The organism is Microbacterium sp. NPDC057658 (assembly GCF_042799975.1).
Lineage (GTDB): Bacteria > Actinomycetota > Actinomycetes > Actinomycetales > Microbacteriaceae > Microbacterium.
In genome coordinates this window covers 2,479,310-2,504,939 of record NZ_JBHVHT010000001.1, presented here as the reverse complement: position 1 = coordinate 2,504,939, position 25,630 = coordinate 2,479,310, and the positions used below count along the sequence as shown (strand labels likewise).

Here is a 25,630-nt window from a genome sequence, read left to right as displayed (position 1 = left end):
TCAGACCGTCGCGGGCTTCGTCGACATCGTCTCAGCGTCGAAGACCACCCGCTCGCGGGTGCGCTCGATGTCGGGATCCGGCACGGGGATCGCCGACAGCAGCGCCTTCGTGTACGGGTGCTGCGGGTCGTCGAACACCTGGTCGACGTCGCCGTGCTCCACGAACTCGCCGAGGTACATCACGGCCACCCGGTCGGCGATGTGACGCACCACCGAGAGGTCGTGCGCGACGAAGAGGTACGACAGCCCGAGCTTGGTCTTGAGCTCGTCGAGCAGGTTGATGACGCCGGCCTGGATCGACACGTCGAGCGCGGAGACCGGCTCGTCGAGCACGACGATCTTGGGGTTCGTGGACAGGGCCCGGGCGATGCCGATGCGCTGCCGCTGACCGCCGGAGAACGCCTGCGGGAAGCGGTCGCTGTGCGCGGGGTTGAGCCCGACGAGGTCCATGAGCTCGTCCACCCGCCGGTGCGCCTCCTCCTTCGGCGTGCCGATCGCGAAGAGCGGCTCCGAGATGATGTCGGCCACCGTCATGCGCGGGTCGAGGGCTCCCATCGGGTCCTGGAAGACGATCTGGATGTCGCGGCGCAGGGCGCGCTCGACCTTGCGGCTGTGGATGTCGTTGACGCTGGTGCCGGCGATGACGATGTCGCCGTCGGTCTGCTTGACCATGTCCATGATCTGCAGCAGCGTCGTCGTCTTGCCCGAGCCCGACTCGCCGACGATGGCCATCGTCTCGCCCTCGCGCACGTCGAAGCTGATGCCCGTGATCGCCTGGACCTCGCCGACCTTGCGCTTCAGGAACGCGCCCTTCACCAACGGGAACGTCTTGCGGAGGTTCTTCACCTCGAGCGTGATCGGCCGCTCCTCGCGGGGCGTCCGTGTGAGGTCGCTCTCCGGGACGGGGCGGACGGGGTAGACGGGCAGGCCCCCGAGGAGGCCGCCGTCCTCGATCTCGTGCGCGCGGATGCAGGCGGCCTGGTGCAGGTCGCCCGAGCCCGTCGGCACGGGGAGCAGTTCCGGCTCCTTGGCGCGGCAGGCGTCCATGACGATCGGGCAGCGGTCGGCGAACGGGCAGGCGTCCGGCAGGTTGATGAGCAGCGGCGGGTTGCCCTTGATGGGGGTCAGCGGCTCCTTCTCGGCCTTGTCCACGCGGGGGATGGCGCCGAGCAGACCGATCGAGTACGGCATGCGGGTCTTGTGGAACAGCTCGCGCACGGGCGCGTGCTCCACGGGCTTGCCGGCGTACATCACGAGCACGTCGTCGGCGGTGCGGGCGACCACGCCCATGTCGTGCGTGATCATGATCACCGCGGCGCCGGTCTCGTCCTGCGCCTTCTCGATGAGGTCGAGGATCTGCGCCTGGATGGTGACGTCGAGGGCCGTGGTGGGCTCGTCGCAGATGATGAGCTTCGGATCGTTGGCCATCGCGATGGCGATGACGACACGCTGCCGCATGCCTCCGGAGAACTCGTGCGGGAAGGACTTCATCCGGCGCTCGGGCTCGGTGATGCCGACGAGCTTGAGCAGCTCGACGGAGCGGTCCCAGGCGTCCTTCTTGGACAGGCCGCGGTGGACCGTGAGGGCCTCGATGAGCTGATCGCCGACCGTGTAGACCGGCGTGAGCGAGGTCAGCGGGTCCTGGAAGACCATCGACATGCCGTTGCCGCGGATGACCGACAGCTGCTTGTCGCTCATGCCGACGAGCTCCTGCCCGTCGTACGTGATCGAGCCGGTGACCTTGGCGTTCTCGTCGAGGAGACCCATGATCGCGAGCGAGGTCACGGACTTGCCGGAGCCGGATTCGCCGACGATGCCGAGGGTCTTGCCGGCTTCCAGGTCGAAGGAGACGCCGCGGACGGCGTCGACGCGGCCGGCCTCGGAGGCGAAGCTGACCTTGAGGTCGCGGACGGAGAGGACGTTGGTCATGCGCGGCCTCCAGCAGCCGAGGTGGGATCGAGGGCGTCGCGCAGGCCGTCGGCGATGAGCGCCATCGACACGGTGAGCAGGGTCAGCGCCGCCGCCGGGAAGTAGAACAGCCAGGGCGCGGTGGTCAGCGAGCTCGAGCCGGCGCCGATGAGGGCACCGAGCGACACGTCGGGGATCTTGACGCCGAAGCCGAGGAAGGACAGGCCCGTCTCCGTCACCACGGCGTTGACGACGCCGAGGGTGAAGTTGATGACGAGGAGCGAGCCGATGTTGGGCAGGAGGTGGCGGAGCACGATGCGCATGCCGCCGACGCCCATGTACCGGGAGGCGCTGACGTACTCGCGCTCGCGGAGCGACAGGGCCATCGTCCAGATGACGCGGGCGGGGAAGTACCACCCGATCACGAAGATCATGATGAGGGCGATGACGCGCCAGTCGCCGCCGGCCTTGTTCGAGATCATCGCGAGGATGAGGAAGCTCGGGATCACCATCATGAAGTGGATGACCAGGAGCGAGATGCGCTCCGTCCAGCCGCCGAAGTAGGCCGCGGCCGTGCCGACGAGCGCGGACACGATCGTGACGCCGACGGAGACGGTGATGGCGATCATGAGCGACCGCTGCAAGCCGACGGCGACCTGGGCGAAGAGGTCGTTTCCGGCGTTGTTCGTGCCGAACCAGTGCTCCGCGGACGGGGGAGTGCTGAGGTTCAGGAAGTCGAGCTCGATGTGGTCGTACCGGGCGATGAAGGGCCCGACGATGGCGAACAGCACGAGGACGACGAAGATCACGAGGCCGATGAGGGCTCCGCGGTTCCGGGAGAAGCGTCGCCAGTACAGCGTCCACTTCGACAGCCGCTTGGTGGCGACGCGGGTGGTCTCGGGGCCGGCGGTCTCCGGCTCCGGGTGGATGGTCGGGTCGAGCATGTCGGTGCTCATGTCAGCTCACTCTCACGCGCGGGTCGAGGACGACGACGGCGATGTCGGCGAGGATGGCGCCGATCGCCGTGAGGACCGCACCGAAGGCGGCGATCGCGACGGTTCCGTGGATGTCGTTCTTGGTGATGGTCTCGATGAAGTACCGGCCCATGCCGTTCCACGCGAAGATCGTCTCGGTCAGGACCGCTCCGGTGAAGATCGCGGGGATCGTGAAGGCGACCTGCGTGGCGACGGGGATGAGCGATGTCCGGAGCGCGTGCTTGCGGATGGCCTGCTGCTTGGTCAGGCCCTTCGCGCGGGCCGTGCGGACGTAATCGGCGTTGATGTTGTCCAGCAGGAGCGACCGCTGCAGGAAGTGGATGCTCGCGTACCCGGTGAGCACCAGCGCGATCGTCGGCAGCGTCAGGTGTTGCAGCACGTCTATGAGGGTGGGGAAGAAGCCCTCGACCCCTTGGCTGGCGTTACCGGTCACGTAGAAGATGCGGGTGCCGGTGGCGTTGTTCAGGCCGATCGCGAGCAGGACGATCGCGAACGCCGCGACGACGATCGGGATGTTCAGGGTGATGATGCTCGTCGCCTGGCCGATGCGGTCGGCGAGCTTGTACTGCCGAGACGCGGTGTACACGCCGAGCGCGATGCCGAGGACCGTCGTGAGGATCGTCGCGCCGAGGACGAGCTCCGCGCTGACCCACATGCGGTAGGCGACCTGCTCGTTGACGGATCCGCCCGTCGGGCTCACGCCCCAGTCCCAGCGGAGCAGGATGCCGGTGAGCCACGTCCACCACCGCTCGATTAGCGGGACGGTGTCGCTCAGGTTGCGGGGAGCGAGGGTGTTCACGATCTGCTCTTCGGTGAGCGGAGGGCGACGACCCACGTAGTTGCTGCGCGGATCGAGGAAGCCCCACGCGAGGAAGTAGGTGAGGTTCGTCGCGACCACGATCATGAGCAGCCAGCCGAGGGCACGGCGCGCGAGGTACTTGATCAAGGGGGATTTGTCTTTCTCTTCTCCAGACGCGCTCGGGGTCTGCCGACGCAACGCTGAGCCGGGCGGATGATCGGGTTTCATCCGCCGTTCCGCGCGACGCGACAGCCCTCACGGAGTCTGTGACGGAGTCGTATCGCTTACGGGATCCGGTGTCACGGATTGATCCCGGGCAACTTCGGGAGACTATCACCGATACGCACGAATGGGGATTATGAGGACCCTCACCGTAGAATCGACGGGACATGTCCCCACGCGCTCTCACCCCGCTTCAGCCTGCCGCGACGCCGGCTGCGCAGATCCGTAACTTCTGCATCATCGCCCACATCGACCACGGCAAGTCGACCCTGGCCGACCGCATGCTCCAGATCACCGGCGTGGTCGCGGAGCGGGACATGCGCGCCCAGTATCTCGACCGGATGGACATCGAGCGGGAGCGCGGCATCACGATCAAGAGCCAGGCGGTGCGGATGCCGTGGGCTCTGGGGCAGGCACAGGGCCCGGACGAGGTCTTCGCGCTCAACATGATCGACACCCCCGGTCACGTCGACTTCACGTATGAGGTGTCCCGGTCGCTGGCGGCGTGCGAGGGCGCCATCCTCCTCGTCGACGCCGCGCAGGGCATCGAGGCCCAGACGCTGGCCAACCTCTACCTCGCGCTGGAGAACGACCTCCACATCATCCCGGTCCTCAACAAGATCGATCTCCCCGCCGCAGACCCCGAGAAGTACGCGAAGGAGCTCGCCTCGCTCATCGGCGGCAAGCCGGAGGACGTGCTGCGCGTGTCCGGGAAGACCGGCATGGGGGTCGAGGATCTGCTCGACCGGATCGTCGAGGAGATCCCGGCTCCGGTGGGGGATGCGGACGCACCCGCGCGGGCCATGATCTTCGATTCCGTGTACGACGCCTACCGCGGCGTCGTCACCTACGTGCGGATGGTCGACGGCAGCCTCTCGCCCCGCGAGCGCATCCAGATGATGTCCACCGGCGCGAACCACGAGGCCCTCGAGGTCGGCGTGTCGAGCCCGGAGCCCACTCCGACCAAGGGGCTCGGCGTCGGCGAGGTGGGCTACCTCATCACCGGCGTGAAAGACGTGCGGCAGTCGAAGGTCGGTGACACGATCACGAACGCGCGCAAGCCCGCGGCGGAGGCGCTTCCCGGCTACACGGACCCGAAGCCGATGGTGTTCTCGGGCATCTACCCGATCGACGGCAGCGACTACGCGGAACTGCGCGAGGCGCTGGACAAGCTCAAGCTCTCCGACGCCTCGCTGCAGTACGAGCCGGAGACCTCCGTGGCGCTCGGCTTCGGGTTCCGCTGCGGCTTCCTCGGCCTGCTGCACCTGGAGATCGTGACCGAGCGCCTCTCGCGCGAGTTCGGCCTCGACCTCATCACCACCGCCCCGAGCGTGATCTACGAGGTCGTGACGAGCGACACCGGCGAGACGGTGACCGTGACGAACCCGAGCGAGTACCCCGACGGCCGTATCGGCTCGGTGTCCGAGCCGATGGTGAAGGCGGCGATCCTGCTTCCCAAGGACTACGTCGGCACCGTCATGGAGCTGTGCCAGTCACGGCGCGGCACGCTGCTGGGCATGGAGTACTTCTCCGAGGAGCGCGTCGAGCTGCGCTACAACATGCCCCTCGGTGAGATCGTGTTCGACTTCTTCGACCAGCTCAAGTCCAAGACGCAGGGCTACGCCTCCCTGGACTACGAGCCGTCGGGGCAGCAGGAGGCCGACCTGGTCAAGGTCGACATCCTCCTGCAGGGCGAGAAGGTCGACGCGTTCAGCTCGATCGTGCACCGGGACAAGGCCTACGCCTACGGCACGATGATGGCGGAGCGGCTGCGCAAGCTCATCCCTCGCCAGCAGTTCGAGGTGCCGATCCAGGCCGCGATCGGTGCGCGCATCATCGCCCGGGAGACGATCCGCGCGATCCGCAAGGACGTGCTCGCCAAGTGCTACGGCGGTGACATCACCCGCAAGCGCAAGCTCCTCGAGAAGCAGAAGGAGGGCAAGAAGCGCATGAAGATGGTGGGCCGCGTCGAGGTTCCGCAGGAGGCGTTCATCGCCGCGCTCTCCGGCGACGTCGAGACCAAGGACAAGAAGTAGCCCACCCCGCTGAACTTGTCGAAGCGCGCGGTTCTCAGGGACCCACCCTTCGACAGGCTCAGGGACTCACCCTTCGACAGGCTCAGGGACCCACCCTTCGACAGGCTCAGGGACCCAGCATCAGGGGCCCAGCCCTCCCGGGGATGTGACGGCGTGCGGCGCGGGGGGTGTTCGCTCAGGGAACCCGAAGTAGGCTGGATCTCATGCGGCGCGGGACTTTCCGAGACGACACGGTGGACTATGCGGCCGTGGGTGCGACCCACGCCCCCGATCTGATGCAGTACCCGCCGGAGCGCAGCATCCCGGCGGAGGAATCCTGGCGGATCGGCAGTGGCGAGGAGCGTTTCCAGACGGCCGGCGAAGCCCTGCTGTCGTGGACGGCGCAGCGTGCGGCCGGGCTGTCCGTGGAAGACGTCCGCCCTGCTCCCGGCCCCGCCTATGCGGGCGTGAGCTTCGACGCCGAGGGCAATCCGATCGCGCCGAGCAAGCGGGATGTGGAGCCGCGCTACGACGCCGAGGGGATGCCCTTCGTGGGCGCGGGCATGACACTCCACCTCCGCGGTCGCGTCGGCGGCATGCGCGCCGACTCCGAGCTGCGTGTGATCTCGGTCACCGAGGAGACCCGGCGAATCGGTTTCGTGCTGGGCACGGTCGGGGGCTCCGTTGTGAGCGGCGAGGAGTCGTTCGACGTGGACTGGCGCGAGGACAACGACGAGGTCTGGTTCACGGTCCGGGCTTTCGACGCCCCGAACACGCTGCTCTATCGGCTCGTCCCCGCCCTGATGAAGCGCCGCCGTCGCGAGCTGTTCGCGCGCTACCTCCGCGCGATCTCCCCGCTCTACGCGACTCCGGTGTGATGGCGGGACTACTTCCGCTCGGGGAGCCGGCGCCCGCGGACGGGCGACTCCCCGCCGATCTCCCGATCTCCGCCGAGACGCCGTTCTCCGCCTACCTGCACATCCCGTTCTGCCGCGTGCGCTGCGGCTACTGCGACTTCAACACGTACACGTCCGGTGAGCTCCGCGGGGCGAAGCAGGAGGACTACGCGTCCACCCTCATCGGGGAGATCGCCCTCGCGCGTACGGTGCTGGACGAGGCCGGGGCGCTGCGCCCGATGGACACGGTGTTCTTCGGCGGCGGCACGCCCACGCTGCTTCCCGCGGGAGACCTCGCCCGCATGCTGGGAGCGGCCACCGCGGCGTTCGGACTCGCACCGGGCGCGGAGGTCACGGTCGAGGCCAACCCCGACACCGTGACCCCGGAGGTCGCGCGCATCCTCGCCGAAGCGGGGGTCACGAGGCTGTCCATCGGCATGCAGTCCGCCGTCCCGCACGTCCTCGCCGCGCTCGACCGGACGCACCGGCCCGAGAACGTCCGCACCGCCGTCGCCGCGGCGAAGGAGGCAGGACTCGCAGTCAGCGTCGACCTCATCTACGGCGCACCGGGGGAGAGCCTCGCCGACTGGGAGGCCTCGCTCGACGCCGCCCTCGCCCTGGAGTCCGACCACGTCTCCGCGTATGCCCTCATCATCGAGGACGGCACGAAGCTCGCGCGACAGATCCGTCGCGGTGAGGTGCCGACCCCGGACGACGACCTGCAGGCGGACATGTACGAGCTGGCGGACGAGCGCCTCGCCGCCGCCGGGTTCGAGTGGTACGAGGTCAGCAACTGGGCCCGCAGCGAAGGGCAGCGGTCGCGGCACAACCTCGCGTACTGGCGGGGGAGCGACTGGTGGGGTTTCGGCCCCGGCGCCCACAGCCACGTCGCCGGACTCCGGTGGTGGAACGTCAAGCACCCGGCGGCCTACGCGCAGCGACTGGCCGCCTCGTCCTCGCCGGCGGCCGGGCGCGAACGTCCGGACCCGGAGGCGCGGACCCTGGAGCGCATCCTCCTCCTCAGCCGCATCCGTGAGGGGATCGCGGTGACCGACGTCCCGGAGCGGAACAGGGACCGCATCGCCGGCCTCATCGCCGACGGGCTCATCGATGCGCCGGCGGCGATCCGCGGGCGCATGCAGCTCACGCTCCGCGGCCGCCTCCTCGCCGACGCCGTCGTGCGCGAACTGACGGATTGAGCGGCTCCACCGGCGCTGCCCGCCTTCGGAGATCTCCCGGTCGCAGGAGGTAGGATTGGCACTCAGGGCAGCAGAGTGCCAGCATCCGGTCGGCGGGAAGGGGAAGCCATGGTCACAGAGCGAGGGCTGCAGGTCCTCCGCGCGATCGTGCAGGACTACGTCGAGACGCACGAGCCCGTGGGCAGCCGTTCCATCGTCGACCGGCACTCGTTCGGGGTCTCGGCCGCGACCATCCGCAACGACATGGCGCAGCTGGAGGACGAGGAGCTGATCACGGCTCCGCACACGTCGTCCGGGCGCGTCCCCACGGACAAGGGCTACCGGGTGTTCGTCAATCACCTCGCCCAGCTCCGTCCTCTCTCCACCGCTCAGCGTTCCGCCATCGAGTCGTTCCTCGCCGACCCGGCCGACCTCGACGACCTGATGGTCCGGACCGTCCGCGTCCTCACGCAGCTCACCGGCCAGGTCGCGTTGGCGCAGTATCCGTCGTTCGCGCGGGCGCACGTGGCCCACGTGGAGCTCGTGACGCTGGCCCCGAACCGGCTCCTCACGGTCCTGGTGACGGACGCCGGTGGGGTGTCGCAGCGGATCACCGCTCTGCCGGACGCGATCGACGAGGCCGACCTCGCCGTGCTGCGCGCGCGGCTGTCCGCCCTCATCACGGGGCAGGCGATCGCGGCGGCCTCCGACCGGCTTCAGGCGCTGCTCGCCACGGAGGAGACGCCGCAGGATCGCGTGCTCCGCACCCTCGCCGGCGTCGTGATCGACGAACTCGGCGGCTTCCGGCAGGAGCGGCTCGTGATGGCCGGAGCGGCGACCCTGGCGCGGCGCGAACAGGACTTCCGCGGCAGCATCCACCCCCTCCTCGAGGCCATCGAGGAGCAGGTCACGCTGCTGCGGCTGATGAGCGAGATGGTGCCGGACGAGCACGGCCTCGCGGCGAGCATCGGCACCGAGAACGCCTCCTTCGGGCTCGGCGAGGCGTCGATCGTCGCCAGCAACTACGCGGCGCCTTCGGGGACCGCACGGGTCGGCGTCATGGGACCGACCCGGATGGACTATCCGAGCAACCTCGCGGCAGCGCGGGCGGTCGCCCGCTACCTGTCGCGCATGCTCGACGACGACGAGGCCGGCCGCTGACGCGGCCCCACGGAAATCACACGCAGAAAGGCGATTGTGGCGGACCACTACGAGGTTCTCGGGGTGTCCCGGGACGCTTCCACCGACGAGATCAAGAAGGCGTATCGGCGCCTGGCGCGGCAGCTCCACCCGGACGTGAATCCGGGGGAGGAGGCTGCGGAGAAGTTCAAGCTCGTCACGCACGCCTACGACGTGCTCAGCGACGAGGAGTCGCGCCGCCGGTACGACATGGGCGGAGGTGACGGCGCGAACAACTTCGGCGGCTTCGGAGGCTTCGGCGACATCTTCGAGACGTTCTTCGGCGCGTCACAGGGTGGCGGACGCGGCGCCCGTCCGCGATCGCGGCGAGAGCGCGGTCAGGACGCGCTCGTCCGGGTCACCCTCGATCTCGGCGATGTGGTCTTCGGTGCGCACCGCGACATCGAGGTCGACACGGCCGTGCTCTGCGAGACCTGTCAGGGCTCGTGCTGCCAGGAGGGCACGTCGCCCGTCACCTGCGACATCTGCGGCGGCACGGGGCACGTGCAGCGTCAGGTGCGGAGCCTTCTCGGCAACGTCGTCACCTCCCAGCCATGTGGCACCTGCGAGGGCTACGGCACGACCATCCCGTACCCCTGCGGCACCTGTGGCGGGCAGGGACGCGTCCGCTCGCGCCGCACGGTGTCCCTCGACATCCCGGCGGGCGTCGAGACCGGACTGCGGCTGCAGCTCCCCGGCTCCGGCGAGGTCGGCCGCGCGGGCGGCCCGAACGGCGACCTCTACGTGGAGGTCACGGTCAACCCGCACCCCGCCTTCAGCCGTGACGGCGACGACCTGCTCGCCACGCTCGAGGTGTCCATGACCGACGCCATCCTCGGCACCGAGACCTCGATCGAGGGACTCGACGGGGAGGTCGACCTGGAGATCCGCGCCGGCGTGCAGTCCGGTGACGTGCTGACCATCAAGGGCCGAGGCATCACGCCGCTGCGCGGCACCCAGCGCGGCGACCTCCGCGTCGGCGTGCAGGTGGTCACCCCCACCAAGCTCGACTCCGCGCAGCGCAAGCTCATCGAGGACTTCGCCAAGAAGAACAAGGCGCCGGGCCCGCAGCTCGCGCAGTTCCAGCAGGGCCTGTTCTCCAAGCTGCGCGACCGGTTCCGCGCCCACTGATCGTGGCGCTGCACTTCCTCGTCGAATCCGCGGGTGATGCCGCGGTGGCCGGCCTCGTCTCCCTGACCGGGACCGAGGCGAAGCATGCGGCCGTCGTCCGGCGGCTGCGCGTCGGCGAGGCCGTCACGGTCGGTGACGGTCGGGGCATCTGGCTGACCGGCGTGGCCGAAGCGGTGTCGCCGTCGCGCGTCGATGTCCGGATCACCGCGCGCGTCGAGCACGAGCCGGCGAGCCCGCGCCTCGTGCTCGTGCAGGCGCTCGCGAAGGGCGACCGCGACGAGCTCGCCGTGCAGGCCGCGTGCGAACTGGGCGTCGACGAGATCGTGCCGTGGCAGGCGGGTCGCAGCGTGTCGCGCTGGGAGGGGCCGAAGGCGGTGAAGGGACGTGAGCGGTGGGCGACGATCGTCCGCGAGGCCGCGAAGCAGGCGCACCGTGCCTGGGTGCCCGAGGTGGCCGCCCCGGAGACGACCGCACAGCTCGCGACCCGCGCGGCGACGCAGCGCGTGCTCCTGCTCGACCCGACCGCGACCGCGCGGCTCTCCGCCCTGGTGCCGGATGACCGTGACCTGGTGCTCGTGGTGGGTCCGGAGGGCGGGATCGCTCCGGAGGAGCTCGAGAAGCTCACCGCCGCGGGCGCCGAACGCGTGCTGCTCGGCGACACCGTGCTGCGCACGTCCACGGCGGGCCCCGCGGCCATCGCTGTGCTTTCCGCGGCCCTCGGGCGCTGGTGACCGGCCGCGCCGCGCGTCCCCCCAGTAAGCTGAGAGCATGAGCGAACCCTCGATCTTCACGCGCATCCTCACCGGGGACATCCCCGGGGAGATCCTGCTCGACACGGGCCGCGTCTTCGCGATCCGCGACATCGATCCGCAGGCGCCGCTCCATGTGCTCGTCATCCCCAAGACCGAGGAGTACCGCGACGTGACCGAGCTCGCGGCCGGGGATCCCACGCTGCTGGCCGAGATGGTCGCCGCCGCCAAGCGCATCGCGGAGGAACACGCCAACGGCGAGTACCGCCTCATCTTCAACAACGGCGCGAGCGTCGCGCAGTCCGTCTTCCACGTGCACGCCCATGTGCTCGGCAACCTCGAGGAGAACAAGCTCGTTGGCTTCTGACGATCAGGAAAACGTCACCGAACGGCTCTACGCCGACGGCGTCGCGATGGTGCAGCTGCTCGGTCCGCAGGACCGGCTGCTGCGGATGCTCGAGCGCGAGCACCGCGACGTGCAGGTGCTCGTCCGCGGCAACGAGATCACGCTCACGGGCGCGCGCGAGGCCGTCGCCGAGGCTAAGACCCTCGTCGACGAGCTCCTCACGATGACCAAGGCCGGGCACGATCTCGCCCCGAGCGACGTGTCCAGCTCGGCGCGCATGCTGCGTCAGGACGGCGGCCCGCGGCCCAGCGAGGTGCTGGGCGAGGCGATCCTCTCCACGCGGGGCAAGGTGATCCGGCCGAAGACCCTCGGTCAGAAGGAGTACGTCGACGCGATCGAGGAGAACACGATCGTGTTCGGCATCGGTCCGGCCGGAACGGGCAAGACCTACCTCGCGATGGCGAAGGCCGTCCAGGCGCTGCAGCGCAAGGAGGTCACCCGCATCATCCTCACCCGTCCGGCGGTCGAGGCGGGGGAGCGCCTCGGGTTCCTCCCCGGCACGCTCACCGACAAGATCGATCCGTACCTGCGGCCGCTCTACGACGCGCTCAACGAGATGATGGATCCGGAGATCGTGCCGCGCCTGATGGCGACGGGCACCATCGAGGTCGCGCCCCTCGCGTACATGCGCGGACGCACCCTCAACGACTCCTTCGTCGTGCTCGACGAGGCGCAGAACACCACGCCCGAGCAGATGAAGATGTTCCTCACGCGTCTCGGGTTCGGCACGAAGATGGTCGTCACCGGCGACATCACCCAGGTCGACCTTCCGCAGGGCGCCTCCGGCCTCCGCCTGGTCACCCGGGTGCTCGACGGCATCGACGACATCCACTTCTCCCGTCTCACCAGCGACGACGTGGTCCGGCACTCCCTGGTGGGGCGCATCGTCGACGCCTACAGCGAGTACGACGAGCGGCGCGTGGCGCAGCGGGCCGAGCGCGAGCAGGCGCACGAGTTCGCCAACCGCGCCGAGCGCCGCGGCGCCCAGCGACCCGGACCACGCGACCGCATGCCGAAACGAGGGCTCTCATGATCGAGATCAACAACGAGTCGGCCATCGATGTCGACGAGACCGTGCTGCAGCGGCTGACGGACTTCAACCTCGCGCAGCTCCACGTCAGCGCGGACGCCGAGGTGGCCATCGTGCTCGTCGACGAGGGCGCCATGGAGGCGCTGCACGTGCAGTGGATGGACGAGCCGGGGCCGACCGACGTCCTGAGCTTCCCGATGGACGAGCTCCGGCCCGGCACCGAGGACCGTCCGACGCCTCCCGGGCTGCTCGGCGACATCGTCCTCTGCCCGCAGGTCGCGGAGACGCAGGCGCAGGCCGCCGGCCACACCCTCATGGACGAGCTCATCCTGCTCACGACGCACGGACTGCTGCACCTGCTCGGGTTCGACCACGCCGAGCCGGATGAGGAGCGGGAGATGTTCGGGCTGCAGAAGCAGCTCATCCAGGGCTTCGCCGCGTCCGAGCGCCGTCGGCGATGACGGAGCTGCTGCTGCTCGTCGCCGCGGTGCTGCTGGTGGCGTTCGGCGGCCTCATGGCCGCGATCGACGCGGCATACGGCGTGACCTCGCGCGCTGGGCTGGAGGACATGGCCACCGAGGGACGCCGTGCGAAGGCCCTCGGGCGCATCGCCGCCGACCTCGACGCGCACGTCAACGCCGTCGCCTTCATCCGTGTCCTCGCGGAGGTGACGGCCGCCGTGCTCGTCACCGTGGCGTTCACGATCGTCTTCGAGAACATCTGGTGGGCGATGCTCGCCGCCGCCATCCTGATGACCGGCATCACCTTCGTCCTCGTCGGGGCGAGTCCGCGGACGTTCGGTCACCAGCACGCCGAGAGCATGATCCGCGGGAGCGCGGCCATCGTGCGCGGACTCCGGATCATCCTGGGCCCCATCGCCCAGGGGCTCGTCGTCCTCGGCAACCGTGTCACGCCGGGGACCGGACGCAGTTCGTTCTCCAGCGAGGACCAGCTGCTGAGCATGGTCGACGAGGCCGCGTCCAACGACCTCATCGAGGAGGACGACCGCGACCTCATCCACTCGGTGTTCGACTTCACCGACCAGTTCGTCCGGGCGGTGATGGTGCCGCGCACCGAGATGGTCACCGTGGGTGCGGAGGCGACGACTGACGAGGCCATGTCGCTCTTCCTTCATCGCGGGGTGTCCCGCATGCCCGTCGTCGACGATGAGGCCGACGACGTCGTCGGGGTGCTGTACCTCAAGGACCTCGTGCAGTTCGCGTACCGGGACGACAGCGCCTGGCGCGCGGCCTCCATCCGTCCGATCGCCCGGCCGGCCACGTTCGTCCCCGAGTCGATGCGCGCGGAGACGCTGCTGCAGCAGATGAAGCGCGACGCCGTGCACGTCTGCCTCGTGATCGACGAGCATGGCGGGATCTCCGGCCTGGTGACGCTGGAGGACCTCATCGAGGAGCTCGTGGGGGAGATCTCGGACGAGTACGATCAGGTGTCCGCCGAGTTCGTCGACCTGGGCGACGGCCGCTATCGCGTGAGCTCCCGGCTCTCGCTGGAGGACGTGGGCGATCTGTTCGGTCTGGAGCTCGAGGACGAGGACGTCGACTCCATCGGCGGCCTGCTCGGCAAGACGCTCGGCCAGGTCCCGCAGCCCGGTGCGACGGCGACCGTCCACGGGCTCGTGCTCACCGGAGGCGCGTCGCGCGGCCGGGGGCGCGGGATCGCGACGGTGTTCGTGGAAAGGGCAGCAGAGCCCGAAGAAGTGCAGGATGAAGGAGAGCGGCGCGATGACTGAAGACACCCGGAGCGGGTTCGTGACCTTCGTCGGGCGGCCGAACGTGGGCAAGTCCACGCTCACCAACGCCCTGGTCGGCGAGAAGATCGCCATCACCAGCGAGAAGCCGCAGACCACGCGCCGCGCGATCCGCGGCATCCTCAACCGTCCGGACGGGCAGCTCGTCATCGTCGACACCCCCGGCATCCACAAGCCGCGCACACTCCTCGGCGAGCGGCTGAACGATCTTGTCGAGCAGGTCCTGGGCGACGTCGACGTGATCGGCTTCTGCGTGCCCGCCACCGAGAAGGTCGGTCCCGGCGACCGCCGGATCGCCGCCTCGCTGGACGGCTACCCGCGGGCGCAGAAGATCGCCATCGTCACGAAGACCGATGCTGCCGGGCGCGATGAGATCACCGAACGACTCATGGAGGTGGACTCCCTCCGCGAGGACTGGGCGGCGGTGATCCCGCTGTCGGCGCTGACGCGGGATCAGCTCGAGGTGCTGGCGGACGAGATCCTGCAGCTCATGCCGGAGGGGCCCGCGCTCTACCCCGAGGGCGTCACCACCGACGAGTCCGCCGAGGACCGGATCGCGGAGATCATCCGCGAGGCCGCCCTCGACGGCGTGCGCGACGAGCTCCCGCACTCGATCGCCGTCGTCGTCGATGACATCGCCCCGCGCGAGGACAGCGACCTCACCGACGTGCATGCCTCCATCGTCGTGGAGCGGGACAGCCAGAAGGCGATCATCATCGGCCACAAGGGCAAGCGCCTCCGCGACGTGGGAGCGCGCGCCCGCGCCGGCATCGAGGAACTGCTCGGGACCCGCGTCTTCCTCGGGCTCCATGTCAAGGTCGCGAAGGAGTGGCAGCGCGATCCGAAGCAGCTCGGGCGGCTCGGGTTCTGACATGCCGGGCAGCAGGACGTCGGAGGCGGCGGGCCGACCGCCGACCCCACCGACATGATCGGCCGCGGCGAAGACCCGAGCTCGCTGCGGAACGAGGTCTTCACACGAGTGTTCGACGAGCACTGGGCGACGGTGCGCCACCACATCGAGGGCGTCGTCCCCGATGACGACGAGGTCAGTGAGATCGTGTCGGAGGTGTTCCTCGTCGCGTGGTCACGACTGCGCCCGACCCGTCCCCCCGGGAAGGTCTGGCTGCTCCGACAGACGGACCGCCACCTTCGTGCCCGCGCTCGGCGTTCTCCCACCGCGCACGGTGCGATCGATGCCGTGCACGCGGGGCTCTCCGGCGACCCGGAGACCCTCGGCGGGTTCGGCCGCAGCGAAGTCCTCCGAGCTTTGGGTGTCCTCACTCCCGGGCAACGGCGTATCATCATGCTCACGTACTGGGATGGACTCGCGGTGGGGGAGATTGCGGAGCTGCTGCGCGCTTCGGAGTCCCGGGTGCGGAAGACGCTGGCGCGGGCCGAGGAACGGCTGCGCGCCACGCTAGGACTGGAGGAGACGGGGAGTGCGTGATGCCTGAGAATGCCCTGCTCGAGCGCGTGCTCGTCGAGGCCGATCCCGCGCGCACGCCGCGCGACGCCGAGCCGGACGCGCGCGCGATCGCCGCGCGCGACCGCATCATCCGGTCCGCTCCCGCGCCGCAGCGCCGCCGGCGGACCCGGACGATCGGCTGGGCCGCAGGGCTGACCGCCGCCGCCGCGGCGGTCGCCATCGCCTTCGCGGCCCTCACTCCGCCGCAGTCCGCCGTCGCGGGTACTCCGTCGCCGCTGGTCTTCGAGAGCACCGGCTCGCTGAGCGACATCGTGGCCGACGCGGAGACCGAGCTGACGGTGTTCGCGCCGCCCGCCGACCCGGAGCGCTCGGTGCGGACCGCGTCCTGGTCGTTCAACGCGGAGATGGACACGGGGCGCACCGAGGTCATGCCGCAGTTCTCGACGTTCACCTGGCGGGAAGACCTCTCCGGGGAAGCCCTCGCCATCAACGGCGTCCCCTACGATCCCGAGGACGCGGTCGCGAACGGCGACTCCGAGATCGTGAGCAGCGGCGAGGTGGCCTCGCGCGTGACCTTCGCCCCCGGCGAGTTCGAGACCCCGGTCGTCGCCGCGCCGGGGGAGTCCGCCGCCGACGTGCGGGCGCTCCTGGAGGCATTCGACATGCCGAACGACCCGACGGCCTTCGAGGTGGTGACCGCCCTCACCTCGGTCTTCGGTCAGTGGACGCTCACCAACGCGCAGCACGCCGAGGTGTTGACGCTCATCGAGGCCTCCGGAGGAGCGCAGGCGCTCGGCGAGTCCACCGACCGCCTCGGGCGTCCTGTCGCCGGTATCCGCGTGCTGTCCGCGGACGGCATCGTGAGCGACGACCTTCTGGTGTCCCTCGACACCGGCCGCATCGTCGGCATCGAGCGAACCGTCCTGAAGGACGACGGCGTCTTCCCGGCCGGTGCGGTCGTGGACTACCGGATGTGGGACATCCCTGAGGAGGTCGTGCAATGAAGCACTCGCGCCCGCTGACCGCGGTTCTCGTGGCCCTGGCTCTCGTCGTGACCGGCGGCCCCACCGTCGCGGCAGCCGAGGAGCCCGTCGATCCCCAGCTCTCCCAGTTGCTCGAAGAGGTTCCCGGCGGTGTGGTGACCGACGGCGGCAGCGCCGTCTGGCCGAAACTCGACATGGAGTACCGACCGGCCCCGGCGTCGTCGCGGGTCGCGGCGCGCTCCGTCGGCTCCTGCGCGACCGGGCGGATCTGCGCGTACAACGCCTCCAACCTCGGCGGTGGCATGCTGAGCTGGGGGAGCTGCACCACCATCACCATCCCGTCGTCGTTCGCCACACGTTCCGCGGCGAACGCGCGGACCTCGGGGTACATGCAGGTGCGTAACGGGGCCTCGGTGCTCGCGACCGTCAACGCCAATGCCTGGGGCAACGTCTCGGGTTCCGCGACCAACATCCGCTGCTTCCTCTGAGAGCCGGGGCGGGCCGGTACAGGAGACGATGAGGGGCGAGGGCATGGCGAAGCACTGGGTGGCGACGACGGCCGGGCCTCCCGAGTCGTGGGCTTTCGAGGAGTACGTGCCCGCGCCGCCGCGCCAGGGCGAGGTCACGATCCGGGTGCGCGCCGCCGGGGTGAATCCGGCCGACGCGAAGCATGTGGCGGCCGCTCGGCCGGGGCTCGAGTTCCCGGTCGCCATCGGGTACGAGGTCTCGGGTGAGCTCGTGGCGATCGGCCCCGGGACCCGCATCGGCTCGGGCGACGCCGGGGTCGGCGACGAGGTCGTGGCCTTCCGCGTCCGGGGCGGGTACGCGACGGAGCTCACGGTGCCGGCTGCCACGGTCTTCGCGAAGCCGACGACGCTCGCGCACCCCGAGGCGGCGAACCTCCTGCTCGTCGGCACGACCGCTGCCGAGATGCTCGCCGTCACTGGGGCGGCCCCGGGGGAGACGATCCTGTTGCACGGAGCGTCCGGTGCGGTGGGGGTCAGCGTGCTGCAGCAGGCCCGGCTGCGGGACGTCCGGGTGATCGGTACGGCGAGCCCTGAGCGCTTCGACGAGGTGCGGCGGTTCGGCGGCATCCCCGTGGCCTACGGTGCCGGGCTCGCGGAGCGGGTGCGCGCGCTGGCGGACGGTCCGGTCGCCGCGGCTCTCGATGCGGTGGGGACCGACGAAGCCGTCGACGTCTCCCTGAGCCTGGTGGCGGACCGCCGGAGGATCGTCACGATCGCGAACCCGTCACGGGCGTCCGCCGAGGGTTTCCTCGCGATCGCCGGGTCGATGCCGGACAGCGCCCGGTTCCGCGACGAGGTGCGCAGCGAACTCCTCGCTCTGGCGCAGAACGGCGACCTCGTGGTCCCTGTGGCACAGACCTACCCGATGGCCGAGGCGCCGGAGGCCCATCGCCTCCTCGCCACCGGGCACCCGGGCGGCAAGCTCGCGCTGATCCCCGAGGGCTAGCCGATCTCCTGCAGTGCCGAGGTCACGATGACGACGCCCTCGCCGTACTCCTCATCCGCGACGTTCTGCATGGAACCGTCATCCCAGACGACCTGGAGCCAGACGTAGCCGCGATCGATGGACAGTGCGAGAGCCTCCGCACCGAGGCGGCCGGCGATGTCGTTCTGCACGCGGTCGAGCTCCTCCGCCGTGCTGGTGCCGTCCACGCCGCCGGTGGGGTCCTCCGGCGCCATCGGATCGTAGAGCGCGAGGAGAGCAGGCGGCCCGGTCACCGTGAACCGCTCGCCGTCCCAGGCACCGGTGACCGCATAGGCCCCCCACTGCGTCTCTCCGGACGTCTCGCGGCCGTCAACGCCGTCCCAGCTCCACCCGTCGAGCGGCACACCGTCGCACTGCGGGGGATACGACTCGCGGATCGCGCCGAGGCACAGCCGGACATCCCCGGACTCGTCGAGCACGGTTCCGGTGCCGACCACGGGTCCTGTCGGTGGCGCGGGCTCCGCCTCCTCCCAGCGCGTGTCTGACGGCACCGTCGTGCTCGTCGGCGGTGCGGACGCTCCCGGCGCGGTGGTGCAGCCGGCCAGGAGCAGCAGAGCCGTCGCGACGCCGACGACGAGGGGAGAGCGATCGCGGAAGGACCTCATACCGACCAGTGTCGCGCGTGCACGGATCGTCTCAGGTGCTAGCATGACCACATGCCTTTCGGCGGTCTGCTTCTTCTTAGCTGCCGCGACGAGTCCTAGAGCTAGGGCCTTCCTCGTCGCGGCGCTTGTGTTGGCCCGTTCATTGTGACGAAGAGAAGAAGCCCCATCATGCAGAACACCCAGCGCCCGTCCGCGATGCCGATCCACAAGTACCGGCCGTTCCACGAGCAGATCGCCGTCCACCTGCCTGACCGCACCTGGCCCGACGCCCGCATCACCGAGGCGCCCCGCTGGTGCGCGGTCGATCTCCGCGACGGCAACCAGGCTCTCATCGACCCCATGTCGCCCGAGCGCAAGCGCGTCATGTTCGAGCTGCTCGTCGGCATGGGCTACAAGGAGATCGAGGTCGGTTTCCCCTCGGCGAGCCAGACCGACTTCGACTTCGTGCGTCAGTTGATCGAGGAGAACCTCATCCCGGATGACGTCACGATCCAGGTCCTGACGCAGGCGCGCGAGCACCTGATCGCCCGCACCTACGAGGCCATCGCCGGTGCGAAGCAGGCCATCGTGCACCTGTACAACTCCACGAGCGTTCTGCAGCGCGAGGTCGTCTTCCGCACCGACAAGCAGGGCATCATCGACATCGCGCTCGAGGGCGCCCGGCTGTGCCGCCGGTTCGAGAAGACGATCCCGGACACGCAGGTGTACTACGAGTACTCCCCGGAGAGCTACACCGGCACCGAGCTGGAGTTCGCGGTCGACGTCTGCAACCAGGTCATCGAGATCTTCGAGCCCACGCCGGACCGCAAGGTCATCATCAACCTCCCCGCGACGGTGGAGATGGCGACGCCGAACGTCTACGCCGACTCCATCGAGTGGATGAGTCGTCACCTGAACCACCGCGAGAACGTGATCCTGTCGCTCCACCCGCACAACGACCGCGGTACCGCGATCGCCGCGGCCGAGCTGGGGTACATGGCCGGAGCCGACCGCATCGAGGGGTGCCTTTTCGGCAACGGGGAGCGCACGGGCAACGTCGACCTCGTCGCGCTCGGCATCAACATGTTCACGCAGGGCATCGATCCGCAGATCGACTTCAGCGACATCGACCAGGTCAAGCGTACGGTCGAGTACTGCAACCAGCTGCCGGTGCCCGAGCGCAGCCCGTGGGCCGGTGACCTCGTCTTCACGGCGTTCAGCGGCTCGCACCAGGACGCCATCAAGAAGGGCTTCGAGGCCATGGCCGCCAGAGCCGAGGCGGCGGGCGTGACGGTCGACGAGATCGAATGGGCCGTGCCGTATCTGCCCGTCGACCCGAAGGACCTCGGTCGCTCCTACGAGGCCGTCATCCGCGTGAACTCCCAGTCGGGCAAGGGCGGCGTCGCGTACCTGCTCAAGTCCGACCACGCGATCGACCTGCCGCGCAAGCTCCAGATCGAGTTCTCCGGGGTCGTGCAGGCCAAGACGGATGCCGAGGGCGGAGAGGTCACCAGCGAGCAGATCTGGTCGATCTTCACCGACGAGTACCTGCCCGCCGTGGACACCGAGGCGAAGTGGGGGCGCTTCGAACTGCTCGCCACGCAGACCCGGAGCGACATGTCCGGCGACGTCGTGCTCGACGTCGTGCTGCGGGACGACGACCAGGAGGTCTCCGTGTCGGGTAACGGCAACGGTCCGGTCGCCGCGTTCGTCGAGGTGCTGCGTGGTCAGGGCTTCGACATCACGGTCTACGACTACGTGGAGCACGCTCTCAGTGCCGGTGGGGACGCGCAGGCCGCGGCCTACGTCGAGCTGCAGGTGGGCGATCAGCGCCTGTGGGGGGTCGGCATCGACGGCGACATCTCGACCGCATCGCTCAAGGCGATCGTGTCCGGTGTGAACCGGTCGATCCGCAGCCGTCAGCAGGAGCTGGCCGCCGTCTGATCCTCGTTCGAATCGCGCGATTGGTCGTCTCCGGCCGCCGGATGGGGCCAATCGCGCGATTCGAAGTGGAGGGTCAGTCCACCCACTGCACCAGCTGCCAGATGAGGCCGTTGGGGTCGGCGAACTGGCAGTACCGCTCGCCCCAGGGTTCGGTCTCGGGAGGGGTGACCACGCGAGCGCCCGCGGCGGCGATCCGGGCGAACTCCTGGTCGATCTCGTCGACGACGAAGACGATCAGAGTTCCCTGACCGGCGGATCCGGCGATCTCCTCCGGGCGGAACGTCGACAGCCCCGTCTCGAGGAAGATGACGTTCGGCACCGGCCCCGGGTGCTGCAACGAGACGAAGCCCTCCGCGGACATCGCCTCCTCGAACCCGAAGTGCGTCATGGCGAAGGCGGCGGAGGCGGCGACGTCGGGGACGTTGAGCGAGAGGGCGGTCTGCGTGATGTTCACGGTTCTCCTTATCGAAAGTCTGTACAGCGTACAGTGTTAAGGCGCGAGCGGTCTAGGCTATTCCCGATGACCAAGAACCTCGTCGATCTGCTCTGGCGGCACAGCCCCGTGGCTCCCGCGACCCCACAGCGCGGACCGAAGGCGCGTCATTCGACGGATGACGTGGTCGACCGCGCTGTCGTGTTGGCTGACGCCGACGGGCTCGGCGCGGTGACCATCCGGTCTCTCGCGCAGAGCCTCGACCTGACGCCGATGTCGATCTACACGCACGTCAACAGCCGCGCCGACCTGCTCGTCCTGATGGCGGACGCGATGCACGCCAGGATGCTGGTCGCGCCTGCGCAGGCCTCCGGATGGCGTGCGGCGGTTCGGGCGATCGCCGAGGACAACCTGCGCCTCTTCCGCACCCACCCGTGGCTCATCGATGTCCGGGATCCGCGGGTCGCACTCGGCCCCGGCACCATCGCCAAGTACGACCGGGAGCTCCACGCCTTCGACGGCCTCGGCCTCGGCGCCGTGGAGCGCGACGCGGCGTTGAGCTTCGTGCTGGACTTCACCCTCTCCGCGGCGGCGCGCATGCGCGAGCAGCAGAGTGCGGAGTCGTTCGCCGCCTCGTGGGCGGAAGCGGCACCGCGTCTGGCGGCCTACCTGGGTGACGACCTGCCGCTCGCCCGGTCGGTGGGCCAGGCTGCCGGGGAAGCCCTGGGCGCGCCCTATGACGCTCGAACAGCGTGGGAGTTCGGCCTCGCGCGCGTGATCGACGGGCTCGCCGCCACCTGATCGTCGTTCGAATCGCGCGATTGGTCGTATTCAGCGGCGGGATGGAGCCAATCGGGCGATTCGAAGTCAGTCCTGGGGCTTCACGATCGGGATGGCACCGGTCTCCGCGGCGACCTTGCGGCGGTAGAGACGGCGCTGCTCCGGAAGCGAGACGTCGAACGTCACGGCGAGGATCCGGATCACGGCGGTCACGACGATGCCGATGACGGCCGCGAGGGGGATGGGCATCCCGACGGCGTTCGCGACGACGATGAACGTGCATCCGGCGGCCGCGGCCACGGCATACAGCGAGCCGACGTGCATGATCGCCGTCGGCAGGCCCATCAGCATGTCGCGGAGCACACTCCCGCCGACCGCGGCGCAGACCCCGATGAAGACCGCGGGCACTTCGGGGATGCCGAAGGCGAGGGCCTTGCTCGTCCCGAAGGCGCCGAACATGCCGATCACAACGGCGTCCAGCACCACGATCGCGGTGTTGAGCCGCGTGAAGAGTCCGGCCAGCAGCATGCCGAGCAGGGCGGCACCCGCGGCCGTGACCAGGTACCACTGGTTCTGCAGGGTGGCGGGCGTCTGTCCGAGCAGGATGTCGCGGATGAGACCGCCGCCCATGCCGATCATGATCCCGATGATCGCGACGCCCAGCCAGTCGAGCCGGCGCTGGCCCTGGAATCCGGCGGCGAACATCGCGCCCTGCACTCCGCCGAGGCCGACGCCGAGGAGGTCCGCCCACAGCGGAATGGTGAAGAGCGGTTCGGTCACGCGTCCATTGTCGCGCACGGAGGATAATCGAAGGGTGCCCACCTACCGAGACGAAGCGGTGATCCTGCGCACCCACAAGCTGGGCGAGGCGGATCGCATCGTCACGATGCTGTCCCGGCGGCACGGCAAGGTGCGCGCGGTGGCCAAGGGCGTGCGGCGCACCTCGTCGAAGTTCGGCTCCCGCCTCGAGCCGTTCATGGTCGCCGACGTGCAGCTCTACGAAGGCCGCTCGCTCGACATCGTGCAGCAGGCTGAGTCGCTCGGAGCCTACGGCACGGACATCGCCGCACACTACGACCGGTTCACCGCCGCGAACGCCATGGTCGAGACGGCGGATCGGCTCAGCGACGCCGAGGCCACCCCGGAGCAGTACCTCCTGCTCGTCGGAGGGTTGCGGGCGCTGTCCCGCGGCGAGCACGCCCCGCGCAGCATCCTCGATTCGTACCTGCTGCGGGTCATGTCCCTCTCGGGGTGGGCGCCGTCCCTCGAGGACTGCGCGCGCTGCGGAGCTCCGGGGCCGCACTCCGTCTTCGTCGCCCAGCTGGGCGGCCTGGTCTGCCACGCCGATGCACCCGCCGGGAGCCCGCGGATCGCCGAGAAGACCCTGACACTGCTGCGCGCGTTGATCCGCGGCGACTGGGACCTCATCGACGCGGCGCCGCACGCTGACACCGCCGCCGCCTCGGGTCTCGTCGCGGCGTACGCCCAGTGGCACCTGGAGCGGGGCATCCGCTCGCTCGCGCACGTGTCGTCCACCCCCGGAGAAGGAGCACGGTGAGCCCGAAGCCCTACACGCACAAAGACGCCGTGCCGTATCGGCCGATCGACTGGACCGGCGTGTACCCGCCCGCGTTCCCGGCCGTCCCGGAGCACGTCGCCATCGTCATGGACGGCAACGGGCGCTGGGCGAACCGCCGGGGCCTCAACCGCATCGAGGGCCACAAGGCCGGGGAGGAGGTGCTGCTCGACGTCGTCGCCGGCGCGATCCAGGCCGGCGTGAAGCACCTCTCCGTCTATGCGTTCTCCACCGAGAACTGGGCCCGTTCCCCCGAGGAGGTCCGCTTCCTCATGGGGTACAACCGCGATGTGCTGCACCGCCGCCGCGATCAGCTCAACGAGTGGGGTGTGCGTGTGCGGTGGGCGGGGCGCAAGCCGCGCCTGTGGGGCAGCGTCATCAAGGAGCTGCAGTACGCCGAGCAGCTCACCCGCGACAACGACGTGCTCACCCTTACCATGTGCGTCAACTACGGCGGTCGGGTCGAACTCGTCGACGCGATGCGGGCCATCGCAGCCGATGTCGCGGCCGGGCGGGTGAAGCCCAACGCGATCAGCGAGAAGATGATCCGTCGTCACCTCTACGTGCCCGACATGCCGGACGTGGACCTGTTCCTGCGCAGCTCGGGGGAGCAGCGCACCTCCAACTTCCTGCTGTGGCAGTCGGCCTACGCCGAGATGGTGTTCCTCGACACCCTGTGGCCGGACTTCTCGCGCGAGGAGCTCTGGCGCGCGATCGGGGTCTACCTCTCCCGCGACCGACGCTTCGGCGGCGCCGTGGACACCCCGACCTCGGCCTGAGCCCGCAGCCAGCGCTCCGTCTCGCGCGGATGCGTGAGTCGTACGATCGTGAGGTGGGGGAAGCGCGCCTGCACCGCGGGAAAGCGCTCGGACCAGGTTCGCAGCGTCTTCGTCTGCCAGGCCAGGATGCTCTCCTCCGGCGGGGCCCCCAGCATCCGCCAGATCGGCTTCTCGACGTTGCCGTTCCACATCCGGGTGCGGAGGATGCTGCGGCTGAGGGTGCGCCGGAGCAGACGCGACCGCACCACGCGGTACGGGTAGTCGAGCCAGAGCGCGAGCTGCGCTCTCGGGGTCAGGATCTCGTCGGTGCCCTTGCTCGTGTACTGCCACTCGGTCACCCAGCGCTCCTCCGCGGCGAAGGCGCGCACGTCGTCGAGGAACTCCGCCCGCGGGGTCCAGTCCGGCCCGTGGAACAGGCCGTCGATCTCCACGTGACGGAGGTCCCAGAGGGCGGCGAGCCGTCGGGACAGAGTCGTCTTCCCCGACCCGGTGACGCCCGCGACGAGCACCCGAGCGGGCCGGAAGGGCAGGGGATCGTCGGCGGAGAGCATCCGAGGATTCTACTGACGGAATACGTCGGACGCCCGAGCGGTTGATCACGGTGTGACTGAACCCATCTCCATCGACATCTGGTCCGACATCGCCTGCCCCTGGTGCTACATCGGCAAGCGCAACCTCGAGAAGGGGCTGGAGGCGGTCTCCGCCGACGAGGACGCTCCGCAGGTCACGGTCACCTTCCACTCGTTCGAGCTCTCCCCGGACACCCCGGTCGACTTCGACGGCGACGAGATCGACTTCCTCTCCGGGCACAAGGGGATGCCGCGCACGCAGGTCGAGCAGATGCTCGCCAACGTCACGAACGTCGCCGCGAACGCGGGCCTGCAGTACCGGTTCGACCTGCTGCAGCACACGAACACCGTGAAGGCGCACGAGCTGCTGCATTTCGCGAAGGCCGTGGGCCGCCAGCACGAGATGGAGGAGCGGCTCATGTCCGCCTACTTCACCGAGGGCAAGCACGTCGGACGCATCGACGATCTCGTCGCCCTCGCCGCCGAGGTGGGCCTCGATGCCGATCGCGCCCGCGCCGCACTCGAGAGCGAGCAGTACCTCGCCGACGTCCGGCAGGACCAGGCGCAGGCTCGCGCCTACGGGATCCAGGGGGTGCCGTTCTTCGTGGTCGACGGTCAGTACGGCATCAGCGGCGCGCAGCCACCGGCGGCGTTCGAGAACGTGATCCGCGATCTCTGGGCGCAGCGCAGCGCGGCCGTCGAGGCCTGACCCGCATCGACAGACGACGGCGGGGACCCCGGGTCGGGGTCCCCGCCGTTCTGCTGCCC

At 69.5% G+C, this 25,630-nt stretch carries 27 protein-coding genes; 20 read left to right on the top strand and 7 right to left on the bottom strand.

Translation table 11 applies throughout. The annotated features are described in order from the left end of the window. From ACFU8V_RS12075 to ACFU8V_RS12065, 3 genes are read right to left on the bottom strand one after another with little or no spacing between them, the layout of a single operon-like run. The gene (locus tag ACFU8V_RS12075; RefSeq protein WP_378871391.1) at window positions 1-1,929 is read right to left on the bottom strand and encodes a dipeptide ABC transporter ATP-binding protein; all 1,929 of its coding nucleotides are present in this window, start codon (window positions 1,927-1,929) and stop codon (window positions 1-3) included. After that, a complete protein-coding gene (locus tag ACFU8V_RS12070) occupies window positions 1,926-2,864 on the bottom strand; it encodes an ABC transporter permease (protein ID WP_025103698.1) in 939 nt (312 codons plus the stop codon). Before ACFU8V_RS12070 ends, ACFU8V_RS12075 begins: the two co-directional genes overlap by 4 nt. 1 nt (window position 2,865) lies before the next feature. Beyond that, complete coding sequence (locus ACFU8V_RS12065; RefSeq protein ID WP_025103697.1) at window positions 2,866-3,849, bottom strand: ABC transporter permease; 984 nt, start codon at window positions 3,847-3,849, stop codon at window positions 2,866-2,868. A 242-nt stretch (window positions 3,850-4,091) separates the two neighbouring features. Here ACFU8V_RS12065 and lepA point away from each other — a divergent pair, with 242 nt between their 5' ends. The 15 genes from lepA (at window position 4,092) to ACFU8V_RS11990 (ending at window position 18,158) form a co-directional block, all read left to right on the top strand. Continuing rightward, the gene (lepA, locus tag ACFU8V_RS12060) at window positions 4,092-5,960 is read left to right on the top strand and encodes a translation elongation factor 4 (RefSeq protein ID WP_025103696.1); all 1,869 of its coding nucleotides are present in this window, start codon (window positions 4,092-4,094) and stop codon (window positions 5,958-5,960) included. A 203-nt stretch (window positions 5,961-6,163) separates the two neighbouring features. Next, a complete protein-coding gene (locus ACFU8V_RS12055) occupies window positions 6,164-6,817 on the top strand; it encodes a DUF1990 family protein (RefSeq protein WP_025103695.1) in 654 nt (217 codons plus the stop codon). Next, window positions 6,817-8,034, top strand: coding sequence for a radical SAM family heme chaperone HemW (gene hemW, locus ACFU8V_RS12050; RefSeq protein ID WP_378871385.1), 1,218 nt, complete (start codon window positions 6,817-6,819; stop codon window positions 8,032-8,034). Before ACFU8V_RS12055 ends, hemW begins: the two co-directional genes overlap by 1 nt. 108 nt (window positions 8,035-8,142) lie before the next feature. After that, entirely contained in the window at window positions 8,143-9,174 is a 1,032-nt protein-coding gene (gene hrcA / locus ACFU8V_RS12045; RefSeq protein WP_378871382.1) for a heat-inducible transcriptional repressor HrcA, read from the top strand. Window positions 9,175-9,210: 36 nt separating this feature from the next. Continuing rightward, window positions 9,211-10,323, top strand: a complete 1,113-nt coding sequence (gene dnaJ / locus ACFU8V_RS12040; protein WP_025103692.1) for a molecular chaperone DnaJ — start codon at window positions 9,211-9,213, stop codon at window positions 10,321-10,323. A 2-nt stretch (window positions 10,324-10,325) separates the two neighbouring features. After that, window positions 10,326-11,054 (top strand): 16S rRNA (uracil(1498)-N(3))-methyltransferase, encoded by a 729-nt coding sequence (locus ACFU8V_RS12035; protein WP_378871378.1) that lies wholly within the window; start codon window positions 10,326-10,328, stop codon window positions 11,052-11,054. 37 nt (window positions 11,055-11,091) lie between these two features. After that, window positions 11,092-11,439, top strand: a complete 348-nt coding sequence (locus ACFU8V_RS12030) for an HIT domain-containing protein (protein WP_378871375.1) — start codon at window positions 11,092-11,094, stop codon at window positions 11,437-11,439. A gap of 46 nt (window positions 11,440-11,485) precedes the next feature. Beyond that, on the top strand, window positions 11,486-12,511 hold the full coding sequence (locus ACFU8V_RS12025; protein WP_374460152.1) for a PhoH family protein: 1,026 nt from the start codon (window positions 11,486-11,488) through the stop codon (window positions 12,509-12,511). After that, entirely contained in the window at window positions 12,508-12,969 is a 462-nt protein-coding gene (ybeY, locus tag ACFU8V_RS12020; RefSeq protein ID WP_025103688.1) for an rRNA maturation RNase YbeY, read from the top strand. Before ACFU8V_RS12025 ends, ybeY begins: the two co-directional genes overlap by 4 nt. After that, window positions 12,966-14,258 carry a hemolysin family protein gene (locus ACFU8V_RS12015; protein ID WP_025103687.1) on the top strand — a complete coding sequence of 431 codons (1,293 nt, stop codon included), beginning with the start codon at window positions 12,966-12,968 and terminating at the stop codon, window positions 14,256-14,258. Before ybeY ends, ACFU8V_RS12015 begins: the two co-directional genes overlap by 4 nt. Then, window positions 14,251-15,147: a GTPase Era gene (gene era / locus ACFU8V_RS12010; RefSeq protein ID WP_062635160.1), complete on the top strand. Its 897-nt coding sequence runs from the start codon at window positions 14,251-14,253 to the stop codon at window positions 15,145-15,147. The genes ACFU8V_RS12015 and era overlap by 8 nt, the downstream gene beginning before the upstream one ends. A gap of 54 nt (window positions 15,148-15,201) precedes the next feature. Further along, on the top strand, window positions 15,202-15,723 hold the full coding sequence (locus ACFU8V_RS12005; RefSeq protein WP_025103685.1) for an RNA polymerase sigma factor: 522 nt from the start codon (window positions 15,202-15,204) through the stop codon (window positions 15,721-15,723). Continuing rightward, window positions 15,723-16,706 (top strand): hypothetical protein, encoded by a 984-nt coding sequence (locus ACFU8V_RS12000; protein ID WP_085607739.1) that lies wholly within the window; start codon window positions 15,723-15,725, stop codon window positions 16,704-16,706. Before ACFU8V_RS12005 ends, ACFU8V_RS12000 begins: the two co-directional genes overlap by 1 nt. Further along, entirely contained in the window at window positions 16,703-17,173 is a 471-nt protein-coding gene (locus tag ACFU8V_RS11995; RefSeq protein ID WP_085607737.1) for a hypothetical protein, read from the top strand. Before ACFU8V_RS12000 ends, ACFU8V_RS11995 begins: the two co-directional genes overlap by 4 nt. Window positions 17,174-17,216: 43 nt before the next feature. Beyond that, entirely contained in the window at window positions 17,217-18,158 is a 942-nt protein-coding gene (locus ACFU8V_RS11990; protein ID WP_338566222.1) for an NADP-dependent oxidoreductase, read from the top strand. Here the strand turns inward: ACFU8V_RS11990 and ACFU8V_RS11985 are convergent. Then, on the bottom strand, window positions 18,155-18,802 hold the full coding sequence (locus tag ACFU8V_RS11985; RefSeq protein WP_378871368.1) for a hypothetical protein: 648 nt from the start codon (window positions 18,800-18,802) through the stop codon (window positions 18,155-18,157). The genes ACFU8V_RS11990 and ACFU8V_RS11985 overlap by 4 nt on opposite strands. A gap of 168 nt (window positions 18,803-18,970) precedes the next feature. On the opposite strand from ACFU8V_RS11985, the gene leuA reads away from it, so the two are divergent. Further along, the gene (gene leuA, locus ACFU8V_RS11980) at window positions 18,971-20,725 is read left to right on the top strand and encodes a 2-isopropylmalate synthase (RefSeq protein ID WP_378871365.1); all 1,755 of its coding nucleotides are present in this window, start codon (window positions 18,971-18,973) and stop codon (window positions 20,723-20,725) included. A gap of 73 nt (window positions 20,726-20,798) precedes the next feature. Here leuA and ACFU8V_RS11975 read toward each other — a convergent pair whose 3' ends face one another. Then, window positions 20,799-21,179 (bottom strand): glyoxalase/bleomycin resistance/extradiol dioxygenase family protein, encoded by a 381-nt coding sequence (locus ACFU8V_RS11975; protein ID WP_126893065.1) that lies wholly within the window; start codon window positions 21,177-21,179, stop codon window positions 20,799-20,801. 66 nt (window positions 21,180-21,245) lie between these two features. On the opposite strand from ACFU8V_RS11975, the gene ACFU8V_RS11970 reads away from it, so the two are divergent. After that, window positions 21,246-21,959: a TetR/AcrR family transcriptional regulator C-terminal domain-containing protein gene (locus ACFU8V_RS11970; protein ID WP_025103678.1), complete on the top strand. Its 714-nt coding sequence runs from the start codon at window positions 21,246-21,248 to the stop codon at window positions 21,957-21,959. Between the two features lie 66 nt (window positions 21,960-22,025). On the opposite strand, the gene ACFU8V_RS11965 is transcribed toward ACFU8V_RS11970, so the two are convergent. Beyond that, complete coding sequence (locus tag ACFU8V_RS11965) at window positions 22,026-22,718, bottom strand: trimeric intracellular cation channel family protein (protein WP_025103677.1); 693 nt, start codon at window positions 22,716-22,718, stop codon at window positions 22,026-22,028. A 34-nt stretch (window positions 22,719-22,752) separates the two neighbouring features. Between ACFU8V_RS11965 and recO the strand changes: the two genes are divergently transcribed. Then, a complete protein-coding gene (recO, locus tag ACFU8V_RS11960) occupies window positions 22,753-23,496 on the top strand; it encodes a DNA repair protein RecO (protein WP_025103676.1) in 744 nt (247 codons plus the stop codon). After that, window positions 23,493-24,293, top strand: coding sequence for an isoprenyl transferase (locus tag ACFU8V_RS11955; protein ID WP_025103675.1), 801 nt, complete (start codon window positions 23,493-23,495; stop codon window positions 24,291-24,293). Before recO ends, ACFU8V_RS11955 begins: the two co-directional genes overlap by 4 nt. Here ACFU8V_RS11955 and ACFU8V_RS11950 read toward each other — a convergent pair. After that, the gene (locus tag ACFU8V_RS11950; protein WP_378871359.1) at window positions 24,236-24,844 is read right to left on the bottom strand and encodes an AAA family ATPase; all 609 of its coding nucleotides are present in this window, start codon (window positions 24,842-24,844) and stop codon (window positions 24,236-24,238) included. The two genes, ACFU8V_RS11955 and ACFU8V_RS11950, sit on opposite strands and share 58 nt — an antisense overlap. 52 nt (window positions 24,845-24,896) lie before the next feature. Between ACFU8V_RS11950 and ACFU8V_RS11945 the strand changes: the two genes are divergently transcribed. Then, on the top strand, window positions 24,897-25,571 hold the full coding sequence (locus tag ACFU8V_RS11945) for a DsbA family protein (protein WP_378871355.1): 675 nt from the start codon (window positions 24,897-24,899) through the stop codon (window positions 25,569-25,571). Window positions 25,572-25,630 lie beyond the last annotated feature (59 nt).

Excerpts from the sequence above, each read along its gene's own strand:
- ACFU8V_RS12000 (WP_085607739.1), top strand. The coding sequence starts at position 15,723 with ATGCCTGAGAATGCCCTGCTCGAGCGCGTGCTCGTCGAGGCCGATCCC.
- ACFU8V_RS12070 (WP_025103698.1), bottom strand. The coding sequence starts at position 2,864 with ATGAGCACCGACATGCTCGACCCGACCATCCACCCGGAGCCGGAGACC.
- leuA (WP_378871365.1), top strand. The coding sequence starts at position 18,971 with ATGCAGAACACCCAGCGCCCGTCCGCGATGCCGATCCACAAGTACCGG.
- lepA (WP_025103696.1), top strand. The coding sequence starts at position 4,092 with ATGTCCCCACGCGCTCTCACCCCGCTTCAGCCTGCCGCGACGCCGGCT.
- ACFU8V_RS11995 (WP_085607737.1), top strand. The coding sequence starts at position 16,703 with ATGAAGCACTCGCGCCCGCTGACCGCGGTTCTCGTGGCCCTGGCTCTC.
- ybeY (WP_025103688.1), top strand. The coding sequence starts at position 12,508 with ATGATCGAGATCAACAACGAGTCGGCCATCGATGTCGACGAGACCGTG.
- ACFU8V_RS12030 (WP_378871375.1), top strand. The coding sequence starts at position 11,092 with ATGAGCGAACCCTCGATCTTCACGCGCATCCTCACCGGGGACATCCCC.
- ACFU8V_RS11950 (WP_378871359.1), bottom strand. The coding sequence starts at position 24,844 with ATGCTCTCCGCCGACGATCCCCTGCCCTTCCGGCCCGCTCGGGTGCTC.
- ACFU8V_RS11990 (WP_338566222.1), top strand. The coding sequence starts at position 17,217 with ATGGCGAAGCACTGGGTGGCGACGACGGCCGGGCCTCCCGAGTCGTGG.
- ACFU8V_RS11985 (WP_378871368.1), bottom strand. The coding sequence starts at position 18,802 with ATGAGGTCCTTCCGCGATCGCTCTCCCCTCGTCGTCGGCGTCGCGACG.
- hemW (WP_378871385.1), top strand. The coding sequence starts at position 6,817 with ATGGCGGGACTACTTCCGCTCGGGGAGCCGGCGCCCGCGGACGGGCGA.
- era (WP_062635160.1), top strand. The coding sequence starts at position 14,251 with ATGACTGAAGACACCCGGAGCGGGTTCGTGACCTTCGTCGGGCGGCCG.
- ACFU8V_RS12025 (WP_374460152.1), top strand. The coding sequence starts at position 11,486 with ATGGTGCAGCTGCTCGGTCCGCAGGACCGGCTGCTGCGGATGCTCGAG.
- ACFU8V_RS12015 (WP_025103687.1), top strand. The coding sequence starts at position 12,966 with ATGACGGAGCTGCTGCTGCTCGTCGCCGCGGTGCTGCTGGTGGCGTTC.
- ACFU8V_RS11970 (WP_025103678.1), top strand. The coding sequence starts at position 21,246 with ATGACCAAGAACCTCGTCGATCTGCTCTGGCGGCACAGCCCCGTGGCT.
- ACFU8V_RS12005 (WP_025103685.1), top strand. The coding sequence starts at position 15,202 with ATGATCGGCCGCGGCGAAGACCCGAGCTCGCTGCGGAACGAGGTCTTC.
- hrcA (WP_378871382.1), top strand. The coding sequence starts at position 8,143 with ATGGTCACAGAGCGAGGGCTGCAGGTCCTCCGCGCGATCGTGCAGGAC.
- ACFU8V_RS12055 (WP_025103695.1), top strand. The coding sequence starts at position 6,164 with ATGCGGCGCGGGACTTTCCGAGACGACACGGTGGACTATGCGGCCGTG.
- ACFU8V_RS12075 (WP_378871391.1), bottom strand. The coding sequence starts at position 1,929 with ATGACCAACGTCCTCTCCGTCCGCGACCTCAAGGTCAGCTTCGCCTCC.